General features: G+C 29.8%; 17 protein-coding genes and 1 other RNA gene. 8 read left to right on the top strand and 10 right to left on the bottom strand.

Translation table 11 applies throughout. The features are described from left to right. Window positions 1–3 precede the first annotated feature (3 nt). The 4 genes from rny to H0I28_RS02905 all read right to left on the bottom strand — a co-directional run bounded on the left by rny (window position 4) and on the right by H0I28_RS02905 (window position 2380). Window positions 4–1572 (bottom strand): ribonuclease Y, encoded by a 1569-nt coding sequence (gene rny, locus H0I28_RS02920; RefSeq protein WP_218733207.1) that lies wholly within the window; start codon window positions 1570–1572, stop codon window positions 4–6. A 48-nt stretch (window positions 1573–1620) separates the two neighbouring features. Then, a non-coding RNA gene (gene ssrS, locus H0I28_RS02915) (6S RNA) lies at window positions 1621–1729 on the bottom strand. Between the two features lie 56 nt (window positions 1730–1785). Beyond that, window positions 1786–2076 (bottom strand): cell division protein ZapA, encoded by a 291-nt coding sequence (locus H0I28_RS02910; protein ID WP_068448476.1) that lies wholly within the window; start codon window positions 2074–2076, stop codon window positions 1786–1788. Between the two features lie 13 nt (window positions 2077–2089). Further along, entirely contained in the window at window positions 2090–2380 is a 291-nt protein-coding gene (locus H0I28_RS02905; protein WP_208888974.1) for a hypothetical protein, read from the bottom strand. 112 nt (window positions 2381–2492) lie between these two features. On the opposite strand from H0I28_RS02905, the gene H0I28_RS02900 reads away from it, so the two are divergent. From H0I28_RS02900 to H0I28_RS02890, 3 genes are read left to right on the top strand one after another with little or no spacing between them, the layout of a single operon-like run. Beyond that, complete coding sequence (locus H0I28_RS02900; protein ID WP_218760395.1) at window positions 2493–4232, top strand: M23 family metallopeptidase; 1740 nt, start codon at window positions 2493–2495, stop codon at window positions 4230–4232. A gap of 7 nt (window positions 4233–4239) precedes the next feature. Next, window positions 4240–6687 (top strand): TonB-dependent receptor, encoded by a 2448-nt coding sequence (locus tag H0I28_RS02895; RefSeq protein ID WP_218760394.1) that lies wholly within the window; start codon window positions 4240–4242, stop codon window positions 6685–6687. Window positions 6688–6704: 17 nt separating this feature from the next. After that, entirely contained in the window at window positions 6705–7949 is a 1245-nt protein-coding gene (locus H0I28_RS02890; RefSeq protein WP_218760393.1) for an autotransporter outer membrane beta-barrel domain-containing protein, read from the top strand. 187 nt (window positions 7950–8136) lie between these two features. On the opposite strand, the gene H0I28_RS02885 is transcribed toward H0I28_RS02890, so the two are convergent. After that, complete coding sequence (locus tag H0I28_RS02885; RefSeq protein WP_218760392.1) at window positions 8137–8529, bottom strand: hypothetical protein; 393 nt, start codon at window positions 8527–8529, stop codon at window positions 8137–8139. Between the two features lie 111 nt (window positions 8530–8640). Continuing rightward, window positions 8641–9039, bottom strand: a complete 399-nt coding sequence (locus tag H0I28_RS02880) for a helix-turn-helix transcriptional regulator (protein ID WP_218760391.1) — start codon at window positions 9037–9039, stop codon at window positions 8641–8643. A gap of 81 nt (window positions 9040–9120) precedes the next feature. Here H0I28_RS02880 and H0I28_RS02875 point away from each other — a divergent pair, with 81 nt between their 5' ends. After that, the gene (locus tag H0I28_RS02875) at window positions 9121–10947 is read left to right on the top strand and encodes an ATP-binding protein (RefSeq protein WP_218760390.1); all 1827 of its coding nucleotides are present in this window, start codon (window positions 9121–9123) and stop codon (window positions 10945–10947) included. Continuing rightward, complete coding sequence (locus H0I28_RS02870) at window positions 10940–11566, top strand: response regulator transcription factor (protein ID WP_218752750.1); 627 nt, start codon at window positions 10940–10942, stop codon at window positions 11564–11566. The genes H0I28_RS02875 and H0I28_RS02870 overlap by 8 nt, the downstream gene beginning before the upstream one ends. On the opposite strand, the gene bcp is transcribed toward H0I28_RS02870, so the two are convergent. Then, window positions 11563–12015, bottom strand: a complete 453-nt coding sequence (bcp, locus tag H0I28_RS02865) for a thioredoxin-dependent thiol peroxidase (RefSeq protein WP_218733193.1) — start codon at window positions 12013–12015, stop codon at window positions 11563–11565. The two genes, H0I28_RS02870 and bcp, sit on opposite strands and share 4 nt — an antisense overlap. Before the next feature lie 252 nt (window positions 12016–12267). Here bcp and nth point away from each other — a divergent pair, with 252 nt between their 5' ends. After that, complete coding sequence (gene nth / locus H0I28_RS02860; protein ID WP_208888968.1) at window positions 12268–12930, top strand: endonuclease III; 663 nt, start codon at window positions 12268–12270, stop codon at window positions 12928–12930. A 32-nt stretch (window positions 12931–12962) separates the two neighbouring features. Here nth and H0I28_RS02855 read toward each other — a convergent pair whose 3' ends face one another. Then, window positions 12963–13589, bottom strand: a complete 627-nt coding sequence (locus H0I28_RS02855; protein ID WP_218752749.1) for an SDR family oxidoreductase — start codon at window positions 13587–13589, stop codon at window positions 12963–12965. Window positions 13590–13893: 304 nt separating this feature from the next. Continuing rightward, window positions 13894–14481, bottom strand: coding sequence for an RNA polymerase sigma factor (locus H0I28_RS02850; RefSeq protein WP_218733189.1), 588 nt, complete (start codon window positions 14479–14481; stop codon window positions 13894–13896). A gap of 216 nt (window positions 14482–14697) precedes the next feature. Here H0I28_RS02850 and uvrA point away from each other — a divergent pair, with 216 nt between their 5' ends. Both uvrA and H0I28_RS02840 read left to right on the top strand, forming a co-directional pair. Then, window positions 14698–17490, top strand: coding sequence for an excinuclease ABC subunit UvrA (gene uvrA / locus H0I28_RS02845; RefSeq protein WP_218760388.1), 2793 nt, complete (start codon window positions 14698–14700; stop codon window positions 17488–17490). Window positions 17491–17902: 412 nt separating this feature from the next. Beyond that, on the top strand, window positions 17903–19015 hold the full coding sequence (locus H0I28_RS02840; protein ID WP_218760386.1) for an HTTM domain-containing protein: 1113 nt from the start codon (window positions 17903–17905) through the stop codon (window positions 19013–19015). A 74-nt stretch (window positions 19016–19089) separates the two neighbouring features. Here H0I28_RS02840 and H0I28_RS02835 read toward each other — a convergent pair whose 3' ends face one another. Then, entirely contained in the window at window positions 19090–20172 is a 1083-nt protein-coding gene (locus tag H0I28_RS02835) for an HmuY family protein (protein ID WP_218760384.1), read from the bottom strand. Between the last annotated feature and the right edge of the window lie 6 nt (window positions 20173–20178).

Raw genomic sequence — 20178 nt, 5'->3', positions numbered from 1 at the left:
TATCTACTTCGCCACATTAACCGCTCTTGTTTCTCTAATAACAGTTACTTTTACTTGACCTGGATATGTCATATCGTTTTGTATTTTCTGAGAAATACTAAAAGATAACTCAGCAGCTTTAGTATCATTTACCTTACCACTCTCTACCATTACACGTAATTCACGTCCTGCCTGAATAGCATACGCTTTTTGAACACCTGGAAAACCAAATGCAATATTTTCTAAATCTTTTAAACGTTGAATGTAAGAATCTAAAACCTGACGTCTTGCTCCTGGTCTTGCTCCTGAAATAGCATCACAAACTTGTACAATTGGTGCTATTAAAGTTTTCATTTCAATTTCATCGTGGTGCGCTCCAATTGCATTACAAACATCCGGTTTTTCACCATATTTCTCAGCCCATTCCATACCTAACAATGCGTGTGGAAGTTCGCTTTCTGTATCTGGCACTTTACCAATATCGTGTAATAAACCAGCACGTTTTGCTACTTTTGCATTTAAGCCCATTTCCGAAGCCATAATACCACAAAGATTTGCTACTTCACGCGAGTGCTGTAATAAATTCTGACCATAAGAAGAACGATATTTCATTCTACCCACCGTTTTTATCAATTCTGGATGCAATCCGTGGATACCTAACTCTATTACAGTTCTTTTACCAACTTCAATAATTTCTTGGGTAATTTGATTCTCTGTCTTTTTAACAACCTCTTCAATTCTTGCTGGGTGAATTCTACCATCGGTTACTAACTTATGCATAGACAATCTTGCAATCTCTCTACGAACAGGGTCAAAACAAGAAAGGATAATTGCTTCCGGAGTATCATCTACGATGATTTCTACACCAGTTGCTGCTTCTAAAGCTCTAATGTTACGTCCTTCTCTACCAATAATTCTACCTTTAACATCGTCTGACTCTAAGTTAAATACAGACACACAGTTTTCTACTGCTTGCTCTACACCTACTCTTTGTATGGTTCCTAAAACTACTTTTCTAGCTTCTTGTTCTGCTGTTAACTTCGCTTCTTCAATAGAAGTTTGTACAAAAGCCATTGCCTCTGTTTTTGCTTCGTCTTTTAAAGAAGTAATCAATTCTTTTTTGGCTTCTTCTGCCGATAAACCAGAAATTTGCTCTAGCATGTCTACATGACGCTTGTGCATTTTTTCTAATTCTGATTCTTTATTTTCTAAAAAGTCTAATTTTTTATTAAACTCTCCTTCTTTGTGTTCTAAAGATTTATTTAACCTTTTATTTTTATCTACTTCAGAGGCAACTTGAGACTCTCTATCTCTAATACGTTTCTCTACATCAGAAATCTTTTTCTCTCTAGTAAGAATTACTTTTTCATGCTCAGCCTTTAATTCAATAAATTTTTCCTTTGCCTGTAATATCTTTTCTTTTTTTACAGAATCGGCATCTATCTTAGCTTCTTTTAAAATTGTTGCGGCCTCTTTTCTAGTGCCACTAAGTATTTTTTTTCCTTTTGCTTTTTCCATCGCTTTAGCGATCAAAAATCCACCTGCAATTCCTATCAAAACTCCCACAATAATGGGAAGTATCATTCCATCCATAATTTAAATTTAATATATAAAAAAAAGCCTACATTAGTGAGGTTTTTTAAACTCCAAATATGGTTACTTATAGGACTAACTAACTGTTCAAGGATCCATTCTAGATGGCTTGCTATAGTAGTTAAGACTCATCCTTCATAATTGAATCGTGTTGAGTTTAATAAACAATGTACTAACGTAGGCAGTGTGTTGTTAATGTATATTTTAAAGAACTTATTTTAAATGAGAATCAACCAAATTAGTCAACTCTTTTATTTTATCTACTACTTCTCTATCTGTAGAATCCTTTTCTAATGAAGTTATTTCTGCTTTTGATGCAAACTGTAACGCACACATAGCTAAAACATCTTGTTTATCGCTTACTGCGTAATTTTCTTCATACATAGAAATTAATTTATTAATAGCAGTTGCGGCTTTTCTCATGCCTTCTTCCTCTTTAGTGTTGTTCACACTTAAAGGGTAAGTTCTACCTGCTATAACAATATTAATTTTAAGTTTTCCCACAATTTAATGAACTTTATTTGTGTAACTGTATGATACACTTGTCGATTTCTCGAATTAAAGTATTTATTTTGAGTTTTGTATCTCTTGTATTTGTACCACTGCCGTCTATAGTTTTGGCAACCTTAAGCAATTCATACTCTTTTTTCTGCGCTGCTAATAATTGCTCTCTTTCTTTTAATTGATGTTGTAATTTACTTGTATTCTGAAGCAGAATTTCATTTTCATTCTTCAAAAATTCATAATTTGACAATAAGCTTTCTAACTTATCTTCCAGTAAATGAATTGCCTCAATTGTATTACCCATCTATATATTAAGAATAAAACTATAACTACAAAGTTAACATTCTGTTTTAAACTTTACAACATTTTGTTGCTTATTTTATTAAAAAACTAAAGATTAACTCTTTAACCAAAAAATGATTTTCCCTATTTTTGCAGAAAACATTTTCATTTTGAGACAAACCTTATTGTTATTCACATTCTTATCTGCTTTTTTTAGTTTTTCACAAGAAAAATACCCAAAAGACTATTTTAGAAATCCCTTAGGCATCCCTACTATTTTATCAGGTACTTTTGGCGAATTAAGAAGTAATCACTTTCATTCTGGAGTAGATATAAAAACCCAAGGAAGAGAAGGCTTAAAAATATATGCAGCTGCAGAAGGTTATATTTCTAGAATAAAAGTTGCTCAATATGGTTTTGGAAAAGCGATTTATATTACGCATCCAAACGGATTTACAACCGTGTATGCCCACATCAGTAAATATGCTGATAAAATACAAGAGTATGTAAAAGCGATACAATACAAAAAGGAAAATTATGAAACCGGTAATTTATTTTTAAAACCAGATCAATTTCCTATAAAAAAAGGAGAAATCATTGCTTTTTCTGGCGATACTGGTAGTTCTGGTGGACCTCATTTACACTTCGAAATAAGAGATACAAGTACAGAACACATCATTAATCCTTTGTTTTTTGGGTTGAAACCTATTGATACAAATCCACCTACTTTTTTAGCATTAAAAGTGTATCCATTAGACCAGAATGCTAGAATTAACAATAAAAATAGAAGTACGGTTATATCTCTAAAGAGTATAGAAAAAGGAAAATATAAAGTGGGTAAAATTGCTGCTTCTGGACATATTGGTTTTAGTGTAAATGTTTTTGACCAATTAGACAAAGCATACAATAAAAATGGAATATTTAGTTTAGAAATGCTTGTTAATGGAAAACGTTTTTATCATCATGATGTAGAAACATTTTCTTTTGCAGAAAGTAAATTCATCAACTTACATATAGATTATCCGCACTATAAAAAATATAAGAAAAAATATCAGAAAACCTATAAAGAAAAAGCCAATAAACTATCTACATATAAGGGATTAATAGATAATGGCATATTAAATATTGAAAATGGATTGAATTACAATATAGAAATTATTGCAAAAGACTATAAAGGAAACACAAGTACCTTAAAAATCCCCATTACTGGTGTAAAAAACAACACCCTTTTTACACAACCAAAAGACACCACTGCCTATAAAATAGTTTCTAAAAACTTTCAAAAGTTTAAAGAAGAAAATGTTACAGTTGCTTTTCCTAAGAATACTTTTTATGAAGATGTATATTTAGATTTTAAGGTTGATAAAGGCGTTGCTAAAATTCATACTCCTAATATTCCGTTAGATAAAAGTTTTACATTAACTTTTAATGTTTCTAAATATTCTGAAGCCGAAAAAAAACAACTTTATATAGCGAATGTAGAAAACTCGAAATATCCATATTACCTAAGCACTCGAAAAAAGGACAGTACGTTTTATACAACTACAAAAACGTTGGGTAAATATGCTTTAGTTTCAGATACTCATAAGCCTAAAGCTAGCGTCTTGTATTTTAAAAATAACGATTGGATTTCTAAAAGAGAAACTATTAAAGTAAAGATTTCTGATATTGGTTCTGGAATTAAAAACTATAGAGCTACTTTAGATGGAGAATGGATTTTAATGGAATACAATCATAAAAAAAGAATATTAACCTATAACTTTAGTGATAAAAAATTGGTTGGTAGCAAACATATCTTTAAAATTGTAGTCTCAGACAATGTTGGGAATACGAATACACTTTCTACAACGTTCTTTAAAAAACAAGTAAACTAAAACCTACGTGAAAAAAATCTTACTCTTTTTATACTTTCTCCCTGTTTTTGCTTTTGCTCAAAAAACAACAATCCTTAAAGGAACTGTTAATGATAAAAACAAACAACCTATTGAACAAGTTTCTATAAAGTATAACAACGTTGGTACTACCACAGATAAAAATGGAAACTACTCTATTCGAATTCCTTTTAAAGAAGAAATCACCTTAGTTTTTAGCCATTTATCCTATAGAACTTTTACTAAAAAATATATTGGAAACAGCAGAAACGGTGTCCGTTACTCTGTTGTTCTTTCTTCAAAAACAGAAGAATTAAAAGAAATTATAATTAAAGACAATGTAAGAAATGCCCAAGGTATAAAGAAGATTGATGTTGCTGTTGTTAAAAATGTAATTGGACCCAATGCGGGTGTAGAAAACGTATTAATGACTTTACCCGGTGTTAGCAATAACAACGAATTAAGCACACAATACAATGTAAGAGGTGGTAATTTTGATGAAAACTTGGTATATGTAAACGGAATTGAAATTTACAGACCTTTTTTAATTAGATCTGGTCAGCAAGAAGGCTTAAGTTTTATCAACTCTAATATGGTGCAGAATATTAATTTTTCTGCTGGTGGATTTCAAGCAAAATATGGAGATAAATTATCTTCTGTTTTAGATATTGCCTACAAGAAACCTACAGAAACGGCTACGACAATAGATGCAAGTTTACTAGGTGCAAGCGTTACTTTTGAAGGTAATTTTCTAAATAAAAAACTAAGTACAATTACAGGTGTTAGATATAGAGACAATAGCTTATTTGTAAATAGTAAACAAATTGAAACTAATTTTAGACCACAATTTACAGACGTACAAACCTATTTATCTTATGAGTTTTCAGAAAAATTTACTTTAAATTTTCTAGGAAATTTTTCTTTGAACGATTATAATTATCAACCAATTTCTAGAAGAACACGTTTTGGTACGGTTGCAGCCCCTTTAGAATTAATCGTTTTTTATTCAGGGCAAGAGCAAGATAAATATTTAACGATGTTTGGTGCTTTTTCTGCGGATTATAAAGTGAATGACAACTTTACATTAACAACTACAGCGTCTAGATACAACACACAAGAAGAAGAGCATTTTGATATTGCTGCAGCCTACAATTTAGGTGAAGTTGACGCTAATATAGGTTCAGACAATTTTGGAGAAGTAGATTTCTCTCAAGGAATTGGCTCACAATTAAACCATGCTCGTAACGATTTAGATGCAGTAATTACCAATATTCAAATAAAAGGAACTATCAAGAAAGATGATATACAATGGAGTTTTGGAGCAAAATATCAAAAAGAAGACATTAGAGATCGTATTAGAGAATGGGAAATGATTGATTCTTTAGGCTTTTCTATAAGACCTCCAAACCATACCTCTAACAATCAACCTTATGAAGCTTTTGAAGGTGAAATCACTCCTTATCAAAACATCAGAAAAGATAATAACGTTGCCATTAATAGAGTTTCTGCCTTTGTACAATTTAATCAACGTTCATTTTGGAATGAACATGAAGTTTTTTATAATTTAGGACTTAGAGCTCAAAGTTGGTCAGTTACAGGAAACGATATCGAATCTAAAAACCAGACAATTATTAGTCCTAGAGGTCAATTTGCTATCAAACCAAATTGGGACAAAGATATGCTGTTTCGAATTTCTGGTGGATGGTATTCTCAACCGCCTTCATATAGAGAATTAAGAGATTTTAATGGTGATATTAATGTAGATGTAAAAGCTCAAAAATCGATTCACTTAGTTACAGGAATGGATTATAGTTTTGATATGTGGGACAGACCATTTAAACTAACTACAGAAATGTATTACAAAGACTTATCTGATGTAAACGCTTATTCTATAGACAATGTTAGAATTCGTTATAGAGCAGACAATGTTACAAAAGCGTATGCAACCGGTTTGGATGTTCGTTTAAATGGCGAGTTTGTTCCAGGTAGCGAAAGCTGGGTAAGTTTAGGGTATCTAAAAACAGAAGAAAACATAGACAACCAAGGTTATATTGCTAGACCTTCTGACCAACGCATTAAATTCGGAATTCTTTTTCAAGATTATGTTCCTAATTTACCAAACTTAAAAGCCTATTTAAACTTGGTCTACAACACAGGTGTTCCTGGTGGTTCTCCATCTTATGCAAATGTGTATGATTATCAAAGCCGTTTAAGAGATTATAAACGTGCAGATTTAGGAGTTTCTTATATTTTTGTGGATGCAAATAAACAATACACAACAGGTTGGATGTCTAAATTTAAAGAATTATCAGCAGGTTTAGAGCTTTTTAATATGTTTGATATTCAAAACTCAATTACCAATACTTGGGTAAGGGATGTATATTCTAAAACACAATTCGGAATCCCAAATTATATGACAGGAAGAGTTTTAAACTTTAAAGTTGGCATGAAATTTTAATAATTATAATAACAAATATGACAAAAAAATTACCTTTACTAATAACACTTTTATTTTGCCTTAATTTTTATAGTCAAATTACTTTCGAAAAAGGCTATTTTATCAACAATAATGATGAAAAAGTTGAATGCCTTATAAAAAATCTAGACTGGCTTAATAACCCTACTTCTTTTAAATACAAATTACTAGAAAATTCTGATGAAAAAATAATAACAATTAAAGATGTTAAAGAATTTGGTATTCATAATTTTTCGAAATTCGAAAGATATACAGTAAACATAGAAAAATCTAGAGATAATACAACTGCTGATTTAACTCAAAATAGAAATCCTTTATTTGTTAAAGAAACATTATTCTTAAAATTATTAATTTCCGGAAGTGCTAACTTATATTCATACGAAAAAAACAGTATTTATAAATTCTTCTATACTAGTAACAACAATACACCTAAACAATTAATTTATAAAAGGTATTACATTAACAGATCTACAATTAAAAAAAATAATAGATTTCATCAACAACTATCTAAAGATGTAAAATGTGAAACCATATCTAATAAAGAAATTCAACGACTAGATTACAAAACAAAAGAACTAACCAATTACTTTGCAAGCTATAACAAATGCGTAAACCCAAAATTCACAGAAATAGTTTCTAAAAAAGATGAAAAAATAATTAGCTTAAACCTTAAAGCAGGAGCATCTTACGCCTCTACAACTAATAAAACGTATACGCAAACAAGCTTTAATAATGAGGATGATTCACAAGGGTTGGGTCTAAAAATAGGACTAGAAGCCGAATTCAATTTAAATTTCAATAAAAACAAATGGGCTATATTTATAGAACCTAATTATACTACTTTTAATTTAGACAAATACACAAAACGTAGTAAGCCTTTTTTTGACCAACCTACACCTTTTTATACTTTAAAAACAGAATACAACAAATTAGACATCCCTTTAGGAATAAGACATTACATGTTTTTAAACTCAGATTCTAAACTTTTTATCAATGCTTCATATTCAATATTTACTACTGGAAAAACAACAATAAGCTATATAATAGCTGATGAAACTAGAAATACTGCAACAAGAGATCATAAAACAAATGGTTTTTCTTCTGTAGGAATGGGATATAGCTTAAAAAACAAATATACTATTGAACTAAGATACGAGAATCAAAAAAGTTTAAACTACGACAATGATACAGTTGGTTTCAAAAACAACATAGTTTCTGTTATTTTTGGTTACACATTATTTTAAAACTTAGATATCTTAAAAAACAAAAACGAGTTGATGTACATCAACTCGTTTTTGTTTTTAATATTTGCAACACTTTTACTCTAATATCTGAGCAGCGTGTGCTTTTATTTTACTTTAGCAATAACATCTTCTACAACACCATTTTCATCAATTACAAAAGTTGGAATGAAGTTTTGGTTTTAGACTACTATTTAAAACAATCAGATTTTTTAGGAAAATTCTTAGGATTTACTAAATCTCTTCTATAAAATAAAACCTGACCAATAGAAATGTTAGATTTCTTTGCAGACATACCTAAAAACAACTCCTTTTTACCTTTTTTGGCAAAATCGTAAGTTAAATCTTGATGTAACGCTTTTTGAACGCCTTTATACCTATAACAAACTAAAAGCCCATAAACACCAGAGGTTTTGGTAGGCTTTTTTGCTGCCATATCATAAGTATTTGGTGTTATTATTAATCTAGCATTACCATATTCATTTTCTTCTAACAGGGTTTTTACGTTTGTAATTGCCTGTGAATTGATGTTTTGAGTTATAAACATTAAGCTAACTATAAATAATATTGTTACTCTTTTCATTTTATTTAAATTTAATAATTACTACACTCTTTTTTAATATAAAAAGTGAACACGTTTTAATTTGCCCACTTTTTTCATTCAAACAATTTTACTTCTCCTTTTTATATCTTATCAAAAAATATTAAATGCATTTGCGTATTTATACAAATCAAATATTGATTCTAACTCTAATTTTTGTTTTATACTTTTTCTATGCGTACTAACTGTAGTAGGCTCTATAAAAAGCTGTGTTGAAATTTTATTTGTTGTATTTCCTTGAACAACCAATTTAAAAATTTGAAGTTCTTTGTTTGTTAATGAATTAAATTTAGATTTATTCAATTTTTTAAAACGCTTTTCTTCTTGTAAATTTTCAGAAAACTTACTAAGTGTAGACAAATCGTGTAAATTTAAATTATAAAAACTAAGAAAATCTTCTATAAGGTTTATTGGTATTTCTTTATCTTTAATTTGATATTTATTACCAATAATTTTTAATTCATTATAATCATATAATTTTTTAACTTCCATATTTTTTTCTTTTTCATCTACAAAATTAAGAGGAAGTCATAAAAAAAAACCATACTTTAGTAGGGTATTTAAATTCTATTTGTGAAAATAAAACTAATCTTCCTCCTACTATTGCTCACTTTAAATTCTTTTTCACAAGAGGAATCTTCTTCAATATATCATTCAATATCCTTTTTTAAACAACCTTCTAAAGATGCTGTTTCCATTACAGAAATTATAAAAAACTATGAATTAGGTAATTTTGAAAAGGAAGAGCATCCTAAAATTTATAAACATTTAGGAGGAAATACTTTGTGGAATCACTTTTCATTATTACCCGCAACTTCAACAAAAACAGCATACAAGTACTTTACAATTGCAAACCCATATTTGCCTTATGGAAAAATTTATTTAAAAAAGGGAAATCAAATCGACACACTTTACAAAGTCTCTAATAACAAAGAATTTCCGCATAAAAATATTTTTTATAGATACCCTGTTTGGAAAATACCAGTAGATAATAATATAAAAACCGATGTTTTTCTGGAGGTTAAAAATAAGGATACTAGAACAAGAATGTCTTTCTTTTTAGAAACAGAAAATCAATTTTTAAAGCGTGTAGAAACAGAATATTTTTATTTCGGAATGTTTATCGCGTTTCTAATTTCGATGGCATTTATACTGGTCTTTTTTGCCATTTTAAAAAAAGAGTACACTGTTTTATTTTATCCATTATATATTTTTACTGTTTTAATAGAATTTCTAGCAGGTAAAGGAATTGGAGTACAATATTTCTGGTCAGGAAGTGAGTTTGCTATCAACAATATTAGAAGTATTAGCCAAACAATAGGAGTAGCTTGTATTGGTTTTTTTTATCTGAAGTTTTATAAATTAAATAAATCTCAAGTAATTCCTAAACTACTTTTTAAGATAGGAGCCTACATTGCCTTAACACTTTTACTATTCTATATCTATAAATTTTTATTTGGCGGATTAATTGTTTTATACCTCTATGTTTGGACAATCTTAAAAGTAATTGCTTTTATTTGGGTACTAAATCACCTCTATTTAACCATTACAAAACAACTACCAATTTATTTAGTTATCGCTTTTATACTGCCAATTTTAGCAATAATAAGTGGTCAAATTATAAACCCAAGTGTCCACAATAGTTTGTATATAAAGTTTAGCGGATCTACAATTTATTATATCACGTTGGTTATAGAAATATTACTATTTACTCGATTTATTTTTGGTTCGGTCATAGAAACTCAATTTAAATATTTTAAACTCAAAAAAGTGAGTAATGAATTAAAATATAATTTTCAAAATAAAACATTAGCCTTTCAACACACAGAAAGAAACAACTTAGTAAATAATGTTCATGATACTTTTGGAGGATATTTAGAAGCTTTAAAACTACGTTTATTACAGAAAGATGAAAAAACACCAGAAAAAGTAGAAGAAATTTTAGATGCTTTTTATAAAGATTATAGATATTTATTAAACAGCTTATACGCACCAAAAGTAAATGCAGATAATTTTATTGATAGTTTAATAGAATTCTGTACTAAAATAGACCATTTAACAAAACACAAAATCAGTTATAATTTCAACCTTAAAAACATCGAATTATCGCAAGATAAATGTGTACACTTATATCGAATAATCTCTGAGCTTACTACAAATGCTATAAAATACTCTAAAGCTTCAGAAATTAAAATAACGCTAAACCAACATAAAAACCAACTAGTTACACTAAAAGTAAATGATAATGGAATTGGTTTTGATGAAAAAATAATAACCAAGAAAGGTTTGGGTTTAGAAAGTGTAAAAAACAGAGTAAAACAAATTAACGGAACTTTACAAATAAACACCAATAAAAAAGGTTCTAATTTCGAAATCAATATCCCCATTACAAATGACTAAAACCCCAATAAGAATAGTTATTGCAGACGATAATCGTTTTTTTTGTGATGCTTTAAAAGACAGCTTAAATGTTCATTCGGAATTAAATGTGACCAATACTTTTATCACACTAAAAGAACTAATTGCATTTACAAATTATCAAAACTTAGATGTTTTAATCTTAGATGTAAATTTTAATGGAACATGTTCTTTAGATTTTATTGATGAAATAAAAAAAGGAAATAATCATTTTAAAATCATTGCATTAACTACCATGAATAATAATTTCATCAAAGAAAAAGCAATAAATAAAGGGGTAGATGTTTTTGTAGGAAAAGATGAAGACTTACAAAATTTTAAAAAGGTAATTCTAAATTGTTTCGTTCATCAATCTATAAAAAAAGGTAAAACCTCCTCAAAAATAAATATTGATAATTACACGTTTACAAAACGAAAGTTAGAAATATTACAGGCATTATTTGTGCATTCTGATAAAAATGAAAAAGAACTTTCTGCAATATTACATATTACAGAAAGTTCTTTAAAATCTCATAAAAGAGAGCTATTTGAAATTACGAATACAAAAAGTACTCCTGAACTCATAAAATTCGGAATTCAGAAATCGTTAATCATTGCTTAATCTAAAATCTGAGCAGCATGTGCCTTTGTTTTTACTTTTAAGATAATATCTTCAATCACTCCTTTTTCATCAATTACAAAAGTAGTTCTGTGAATTCCATCATATTCTTTCCCCATAAACTTCTTTGGTCCCCAAACATTAAAAGCTTCAATTACAGCTTTGTCTTCATCTGCTAAAAGCGGAAAAGGCAATTCATTTTTATTGATAAAATTTTGTTGTCTTTTTTCAGAATCTGCACTTACTCCTAAAACATCATATCCTTTTGCTAAAAAAGATTGATAGTTGTCGCGTAAATCACAAGCTTCGTTAGTACAACCTGGAGTGCTTGCTTTTGGGTAAAAGAATAAAACTAATTTTTTACCTGTATAGTCAGAAAGTTTAATGATATTTCCTGCGTTGTCTTTTGCTTCAAACTGCGGAGCGTTATCTCCTATTTTTAGTGATGTCATTTTTTTTATTTTTAATTACAAAGATACAAAGTAACAAAGTATTCTTGAAGTCTAAAGTAGGTAGCTTAATAAATAGTGAATATGTTTTTAAAGTGCCATTTTAATCATCCATAAATCAATTAAAGTTTCTAATATCACACTGAGCTTGTCGAAGTGTATTTTTTTCAATCTAAAAGTTAATTCATAAAAACAAATAAGGTTTCAACTAGAACTTTGTAACTTGCAGACTTGTAAATTTTGTAACTTCAAATAATGACAAAAAAAGAAAAAGTACAATTTGTAATTGACACACTTCAAGAAAAATATCCTGAAATACCAGTTCCTTTAGACCATAAAGATCCTTATACGTTATTAATTGCTGTTTTATTGTCTGCGCAATGCACAGATGTTAGAGTAAATAAAATAACACCTTTATTGTTCGCTAAAGCGGATAATCCTTTTGATATGGTAAAAATGACCGTAGAAGAAATTAAGGAAATTATTCGTCCTTGTGGTTTATCACCAATGAAAAGCAAAGGAATTTACGGATTGTCTAAAATTTTAATTGAAAAATATGATGGAGAAGTTCCGCAAACTTTCGAAGGTTTAGAAGAATTACCTGCGGTTGGTCATAAAACGGCTGGAGTTGTATTGAGTCAAGCTTTTGGTATACCTGCTTTTCCGGTTGATACTCATATCTTAAGATTAATGTATCGCTGGAACTTAAGCAACGGTAAAAGTGTTGCACAAACAGAAAAGGATGCAAAACGATTGTTTCCAAAAGAAATTTGGAACGATTTACATTTACAAATCATTTGGTACGGAAGAGAATATTCTCCTGCTCGTGGTTGGGATTTAGATAAAGATATTATTACAAGTACAGTTGGTAGAAAATCTGTTTTAGACGAATATCATAAAAAAAATAATACACCTTAATTAAGGTGTATTATTTATACTAAAAAGAAGTTTTATGAACTAGGTATTGCTTCACCTATTAACGTTTCTCCTGCTATTATTTCAAAAGTATTATTAAGAGCTGCAGTGTCATATAAAGCATGTACTAAAGTTTGTGCAACATCATCTCTACTAATTTCTCCATGTTTGTTTAATTTACTACTCAACTCTATTTTACCTTTCCCTTTTTCATTATTTAATGCTCCAGGTCTCACAATAGAATAAGGTAATTTACTTTCTCTTAAATAAACATCTGCATTTTGTTTTGCCTTTAAATAATCTTTAAGTTTGTCTGAACTTTCTGGATTATCTGCCCCCATAGAACTTAACATTACAAACTTTCTAACTTTTGTATGCTTACCAGCGTCTATTAATTTTTTAGCACCTTCTTGATCTACTGCTACTACTTTTTTGCCACCAGAACCGGCAGCGAAAATAATTTTATCAATATTTTCTGTTGTAAATGAAACGTCCTTTTCTAAATCTGCTAAAACAGTGGTTACATTTTCATCTTCAAATTGCTTTTTCTGACTCTCTTTACGAACCATAGCAATTGGATTAAAATATTGTGATTTTTGTAATAAGTTTACTATTTTTTTTCCTGTGGTACCATTGGCACCTGCTACTAATATATTTTCCATGACTGCAAGTTCCGTAAAAGTCAAAGACTATATTAACTCATATAACATAAAAAAAGATGCATACAAAAAAAAGCCCCAACGTTAGTTGAAGCTTTTTCCTCTCTTAATTCAAATTCAATTCAATGAAGTCTTTTGATTTCGTTTTTACAAAAGTTAGCGATTTGGAAAAATTAATCAAAAATTGAACTGTTTCTTGTTTGGGTTGCATCTGTAAATCAGAAGGCTTTTTTGAGTAAAGTTGCATCATATAGTTTGTTTAATAAATTGGTTATAAACTACTAACGACAACTTTTTTCATTTATTGTTAATCTACTAAAATAATTTTATGTTTCTCTATTAACTTACGCATATTTATAAGTGCATAACGCATTCTACCCAATGCAGTATTGATACTAACACCTGTATTTTCGCTAATTTCTTTAAAACTCATATCTTTATACATACGCATTACCAAAACCTCTTTTTGCTCTTCTGGCAATTCATTTATAAGTTCTCTAACATCCGTATGAATCTGATCTTTTATAATTTGTTTTTCAGCATTTAGGTTTCCATCACCTAAAACAGAAAAGATATCAAACTCATTTGTATTCTTAAAGGAAGGCATTCTATTGGTTTTTCTAAAATGATCTATCACCAAATTATGAGCAATTCTCATAACCCAAGGTAAAAACTTACCCTCTTCGTTATAGTTTCCTTTTTTTAAAGTTCTAATAACTTTTATAAACGTGTCTTGAAAAATGTCTTCTGTAATATCTCTATCGTGTACTTTACTATATATAAAGCTAAACAATCTTTGCTGATGTCTTTTTATTAAAACTGCTAAAGCAGCTTCATTACCTTTAATGTAATCGCTTACTAAAGTACTATCTGTATTTGAGTTTTTCTGCGTCATAACTACTATTGAAGAACAAGTTGCTCTTCTTTTTTTATTATTAAATTAATAATTTAAAAGTAGTTTTTTATGTATATGCGTCTAATTTAGTGGTGCTTATGAAAGCCAAATATCAATATTATTTTTTAAATCGACAAATATTTTAACAAAATTCATTCACATTTCTTTCAAAATGGTTTAAAAAAACGGTATTTTTATAGCTTATATTTTTCATGAATGAAGACTGACATTTCTAAAGTAAATCCGAAAGAAAGTATTATTATTAAAGGAGCTAGACTCCACAACCTAAAGAATATAGATGTAGTTATACCAAGAAATAAATTGGTGGTAATTACAGGTCTTTCTGGTTCTGGAAAATCTTCTTTAGCTTTTGATACGCTATATGCAGAAGGTCAAAGACGTTATGTAGAGAGTTTATCTTCTTATGCGCGTCAGTTTTTAGGAAAATTACACAAACCAAAAGTAGATTATATAAAAGGTATTGCACCTGCAATTGCTATTGAGCAAAAAGTAAATTCTACAAATCCGCGTTCTACTGTGGGGACTTCAACAGAAATTTACGATTATATAAAATTATTATATGCCAGAATTGGTAGAACCTTCTCTCCTATTTCTGGTAAAGAAGTTAAAAAAGACACTGTTTCTGATGTTGTTAATTTTGTAAAAGAGTTTGATGATAAAACAAAACTGTTATTATTAGCACCTATTACAATTGATGAAAACCGAGATTTAAAAACGGTTTTACAAGTTTTAGAACAACAAGGCTACGCACGTTTAAAATGGAGTGATAAAGTTTACCGAATTGCAGGTTTTCCGCAAGCGGATTTTAAGAACGAACCTTTATATTTAGTAGTAGATAGAATTGTAACAAAAGACGATGAAGATTTTTACAACCGATTAGCAGATTCAATTCAGACTGCTTTTTTTGAAGGAAAAGGTATTTGTTTTATAGAAAATTTAGCCGATAATAAAGTCGCTGAATTTAGTAATAAGTTCGATTTAGACGGCATGTCTTTCTTAGAACCTAACACGCATTTATTTAGTTTTAACAATCCCTATGGTGCTTGCCCAACTTGTGAGGGCTATGGAAATGTAATTGGTATTGATGAAGATTTGGTCATCCCAAATACTGGTTTATCAATTATGGAAGATTGTATTTTTCCATTTAAAACACCTTCTTATATACATTATAAAGAAGATTTAATAGATGTTGCCTATCAATTTGATATTCCTATTCACAAACCTTGGTTTCAGCTTACAGAAGAACAAAAAGAATTGGTTTGGAACGGAAATAAATCATTCAACGGAATTCATCATTTCTTTACCGTTTTAGAAGAAAAGAGTTATAAAATTCAGAATAGAGTCATGCTTTCTCGCTACCGCGGAAAAACAAAATGTACATCGTGTAACGGAAAACGTTTAAGGCATGAAACTAATTTTGTCAAAATAAATGAAAAGACAATATCCGATCTAGTAACACTTCCTTTAGATGAATTGGCAGTCTTTTTTAAGAACATCAAACTAGACAAATACGAAGAAAAAATAGGAGAACGTTTGTTAACGGAAATTAACAATCGTTTGTTATTTTTAACCGATGTGGGCTTGTCTTATTTAACCATTAACAGAACCTCTAATACACTTTCTGGAGGTGAAAGTCAGCGTATCAATTTAGCTACTTCATTAGGGAGTTCTTTGGTTGGTTCTATGTATATTTTAGACGAACCAAGTATTGGTTTACATCCAAAAGACACCGAAAGATTGATTGGTGTTTTAAAAGATTTACGAGATTTAGGAAATACCGTTGTTGTGGTAGAACACGACGAAGATATTATGAGAGAAGCCGATTATATTATAGATATCGGTCCGGAAGCAGGTACTTATGGCGGACATGTAGTTGCCGAAGGAAATTTTGACGAAATCTTAAAATCAGAATCTTTAACCGCTAAATATCTAAACGAAGAATTAAAAATTGAAGTTCCTACAAAACGTAGAACTTCTAGAAATAAAATACAAATTATTGGAGCTAGAGAAAACAATTTAAAAAATGTAGATGTTACATTTCCATTAAACTGTTTATCGGTAATTACAGGCGTTTCTGGTTCCGGAAAAAGTACGTTGGTTAAAAATATTTTGTATCCAACCATGCAAAAAAAACTGATTGGTCATGGAGAAAAAATCGGTCAGCATACAGAAATAAAAGGAGACTTTGACACTCTAAAACATGTAGAATTTATCGATCAGAATCCTATTGGACGTTCTTCTCGTTCTAATCCGGTAACATATATAAAGGCTTATGATGACATTCGTTCACTATTTGCAAATCAGAAATTATCGGGTATTAGAAACTACAAACCAAAACACTTCTCTTTTAATGTAGAAGGCGGTCGTTGCGAGGTTTGTAAAGGTGAAGGAGAAGTTACTATCGAAATGCAATTTATGGCAGATGTGCATTTAGAATGCGATGTTTGTAACGGAAAACGCTTTAAAAAAGAGGTTTTAGAAGTAAAGTTCGATGGAAAATCGATTGACGATATTTTAAACTTAACCATAGATGATGCTGTTGCTTTTTTCTCGGAAAATTTAGTTCCTAAAATAGCGAGTAAATTAAAACCGTTGCAAGATGTAGGTTTAGGTTATGTACAATTAGGGCAGTCTTCTTCTACTCTTTCTGGTGGAGAAGCGCAACGTATAAAATTAGCGTCGTTTTTAGTTAAAGGAAACACCAAAGACAAAGCATTATTCATTTTTGATGAACCTACAACAGGTTTACATTTTCATGATATTAAAAAGTTATTGGAGTCGTTTAATGCCTTAATCGAAAAAGGGAATTCCATAATCGTCATAGAACATAATATCGAATTGATTAAATGTGCAGATTATATAATTGATTTAGGTTTAGAAGGAGGTAAAAATGGTGGAAACCTTATTTTTGAAGGAACTCCAGAAAAATTAGCTAAAAATAAGGAGTCTTATACAGCTAAATATTTGGCGGAGAAACTAGTTTATTAGAAGCTATTTCCTGCTTTACACTATATCTTTTTATAGCCGTCATTGCGAAGTTTACTTTTTTGTAAACTGTAGCAATCCCTTAATTGAGGAGATTGCTTCGTTCCTCGCAAAGACACCTATTAATAAAGGCTATAAAAAGGATGTCATTTCAATCAGGGCTAGACTTGTTTGCTAACAAGGTGAAAAGGAGCGTTTATTTATCATTCCGAGTAGAAAATAAAGAGTAATCTAAAAAAAATGGAGTTATAATGATGAGATTTCTAATTAGTTTATCTTGAGCGGAGTCGAAAGGTTCAAAACTTATTTAGAAATGACAAGCTTTATAAAAAATAAAATAAAATAAAATAAATAGATTATAAAGAACTCACAGTTTTTTTAAAACCTGAGAGGTCTGGTTCAATAAATAATTAAGATGATCACAAATCTAACAGACAAACAGAAAATAAACTGGGTAAGAATCCTTGCTATTCTTGCTGTTTTAATAATGATGGTGTACGCTCCAAAATTATGGGTCACCACAAAAAACTTCCCCATAATCCCGTTATTCGATTGGTTACCGATACCAACATATCCGTTCGATTATATTTTAGCCGGATTCTTTTTTGCGATACAAATTGTCTACATTTTTCTGAATAAAAGATGGCAAGGTTGGACTATTCTTGGTTTATATCTCTTTTTAGCGCTCGTAGATCAAAACCGACTACAACCCTACTTTTATCAGAGTTTTTTAACCATTTTTGCGATTGAAATTTTCAACAGAAAAGCAAATCCAAGAAAAATATTATATGCCATCATTTTGATCTTTTTTGCTACCTATTTCTGGAGCGGAATTCAGAAATTAAATGAAGCTTTTTACATACAATGGTTGGGTGCTATCAATAAACATTTTAGTTTTTTACCTCAATGGTTTTTAGTTGCTTTTACGTATGCTGTGCCTTGGTTAGAAGCTTTAATGGGCATTTTATTGCTCTTTAATAAAACAAGAAAATTTGGAGTCGTGTTTATTCTTTTAATGCACGGTACAATTACCGTTTTACTCTTTTATTTAGGATATGGTTACAATGTGGTGCCTTGGAATATTCAGAACATGGTAAGTGTGGTAATTCTATTCTGGACGTTAAAAACATCGAACGCCTTTGAGTTTTTTATACAATTTTTCAATACGCAAAAATTGGCCATTTTGGTTTTTACGATTATGCTGCCGTTAGCAAACAACCTAACTGGTTTTTATGACAATCTATTATCATTTCATTTTTTTACAGCAGATTTAAAATATTACATTATTTATCTAGATGAAGAATTGCAAGAAAAACTGCCAGAAAATGCACAAAGTTTCTATAGAACTTTTGAAGGTAAAACGTATATAAACGTTATAGAATGGTCTACCGACCAAAACAAAGTTTTGTTTTATCCAGAAGATAGGGCCATCGAATATTTAGATACTTATCTGCGTTCTTTTGCCGAAGAACCAGATAAAGAAGGTTTAACAGAATTGGTAAATTACAACCAAGTAATTAAGAAATAAAAAAGCCATTTAAACTTTCGTTTAAACGGCCTTTCCAACTAAAATAACAATCTAAAGATTGCTGAGGGACTATTTTATTGTAATAAACTATATACAAATTCAGGATATCCACGCTCACCTGCTTCATTAGTTAATGCTAAAAATTTTAATTTATATAAATTACCATCAGTATCAGTTATTACATAAAAGACGTTCTCTTTCAATGAAGGTAAACTACTAGGTCCTCCCCCATTTCTCCAACTACTACCAATACTTCTTTGGTCTGTAGTAAATTTTGTAGCGTCTACATCGGTAATAGAAAAATCATCATAAGTAAACCCATCTTCTTCTGTATCTAGCATATAAACTTTGGCATCTGATTTTATATTATTTGTTACATAATCTGGATATACATAAGGTCCTGCAGTAGGGATTAAGTTTGTGAAAATTGTAAAATTTAAATCCCATTCGTTTTTTAAAGGTTCTACACTAACTTCATTTTCAGTATTAAAACTAAAAAAAGTAAAATGATATGCTTCTTTTTTAGAGATAGTAATTTCTTTGTGTGTAGTAGCATCTAAATCAGCATACTGTAAGATATAATTGTTAGCATCTTTCAAGATTCTAATTTTTTTCCAACCTCTAGCTTCTCCATTTGCCGAATAGCTACCTGTTGCAGGTGAAGTTGTATCTACTTCATACCCAAGATTTACTAAATATACTTTGTTCTCAGAATCCGTATCAGAAATTTCAGAAATCGCAGTTTCAAGAATATCTCCATTTGGAGCATCAACAAAAGGAACACTTTCATCTGTATACGTATTTGTTCTTACCAATGGTTGTAAATCGATTACTTCTTGATCGGAAGATTTAACAGCATCAATATTTGTTGTAGATAGTTCAGCGGTTGCCATAGAAATTGATCCATTTAAGCTAACTCTAAATTCTGATCCTGAATAGAAACCTAAATCCCAAGAATCTCTTTTTACAACAGTAGTTGTATTTGTACTTAAGTCTACATATACTTGATGTGGTTCATTTGGTCCACCAACTTCTGGTGAAATAGCTGCTCCGTCTATAACTACAACTATTGGTGCTATTGGTGCATCTTCAGAGTCACAACTTGTAAAAGAAAATACAGCTGCACATAAAATAAAAGTTAAAAATTTGTTTGTCATGATTTT

Source organism: Polaribacter sp. AHE13PA (assembly GCF_019278505.1).
In the GTDB taxonomy this organism is placed as follows: domain Bacteria; phylum Bacteroidota; class Bacteroidia; order Flavobacteriales; family Flavobacteriaceae; genus Polaribacter.
Note: the sequence above shows the minus strand (reverse complement) of the source record. Positions and strands in the feature narration are given on the sequence as shown.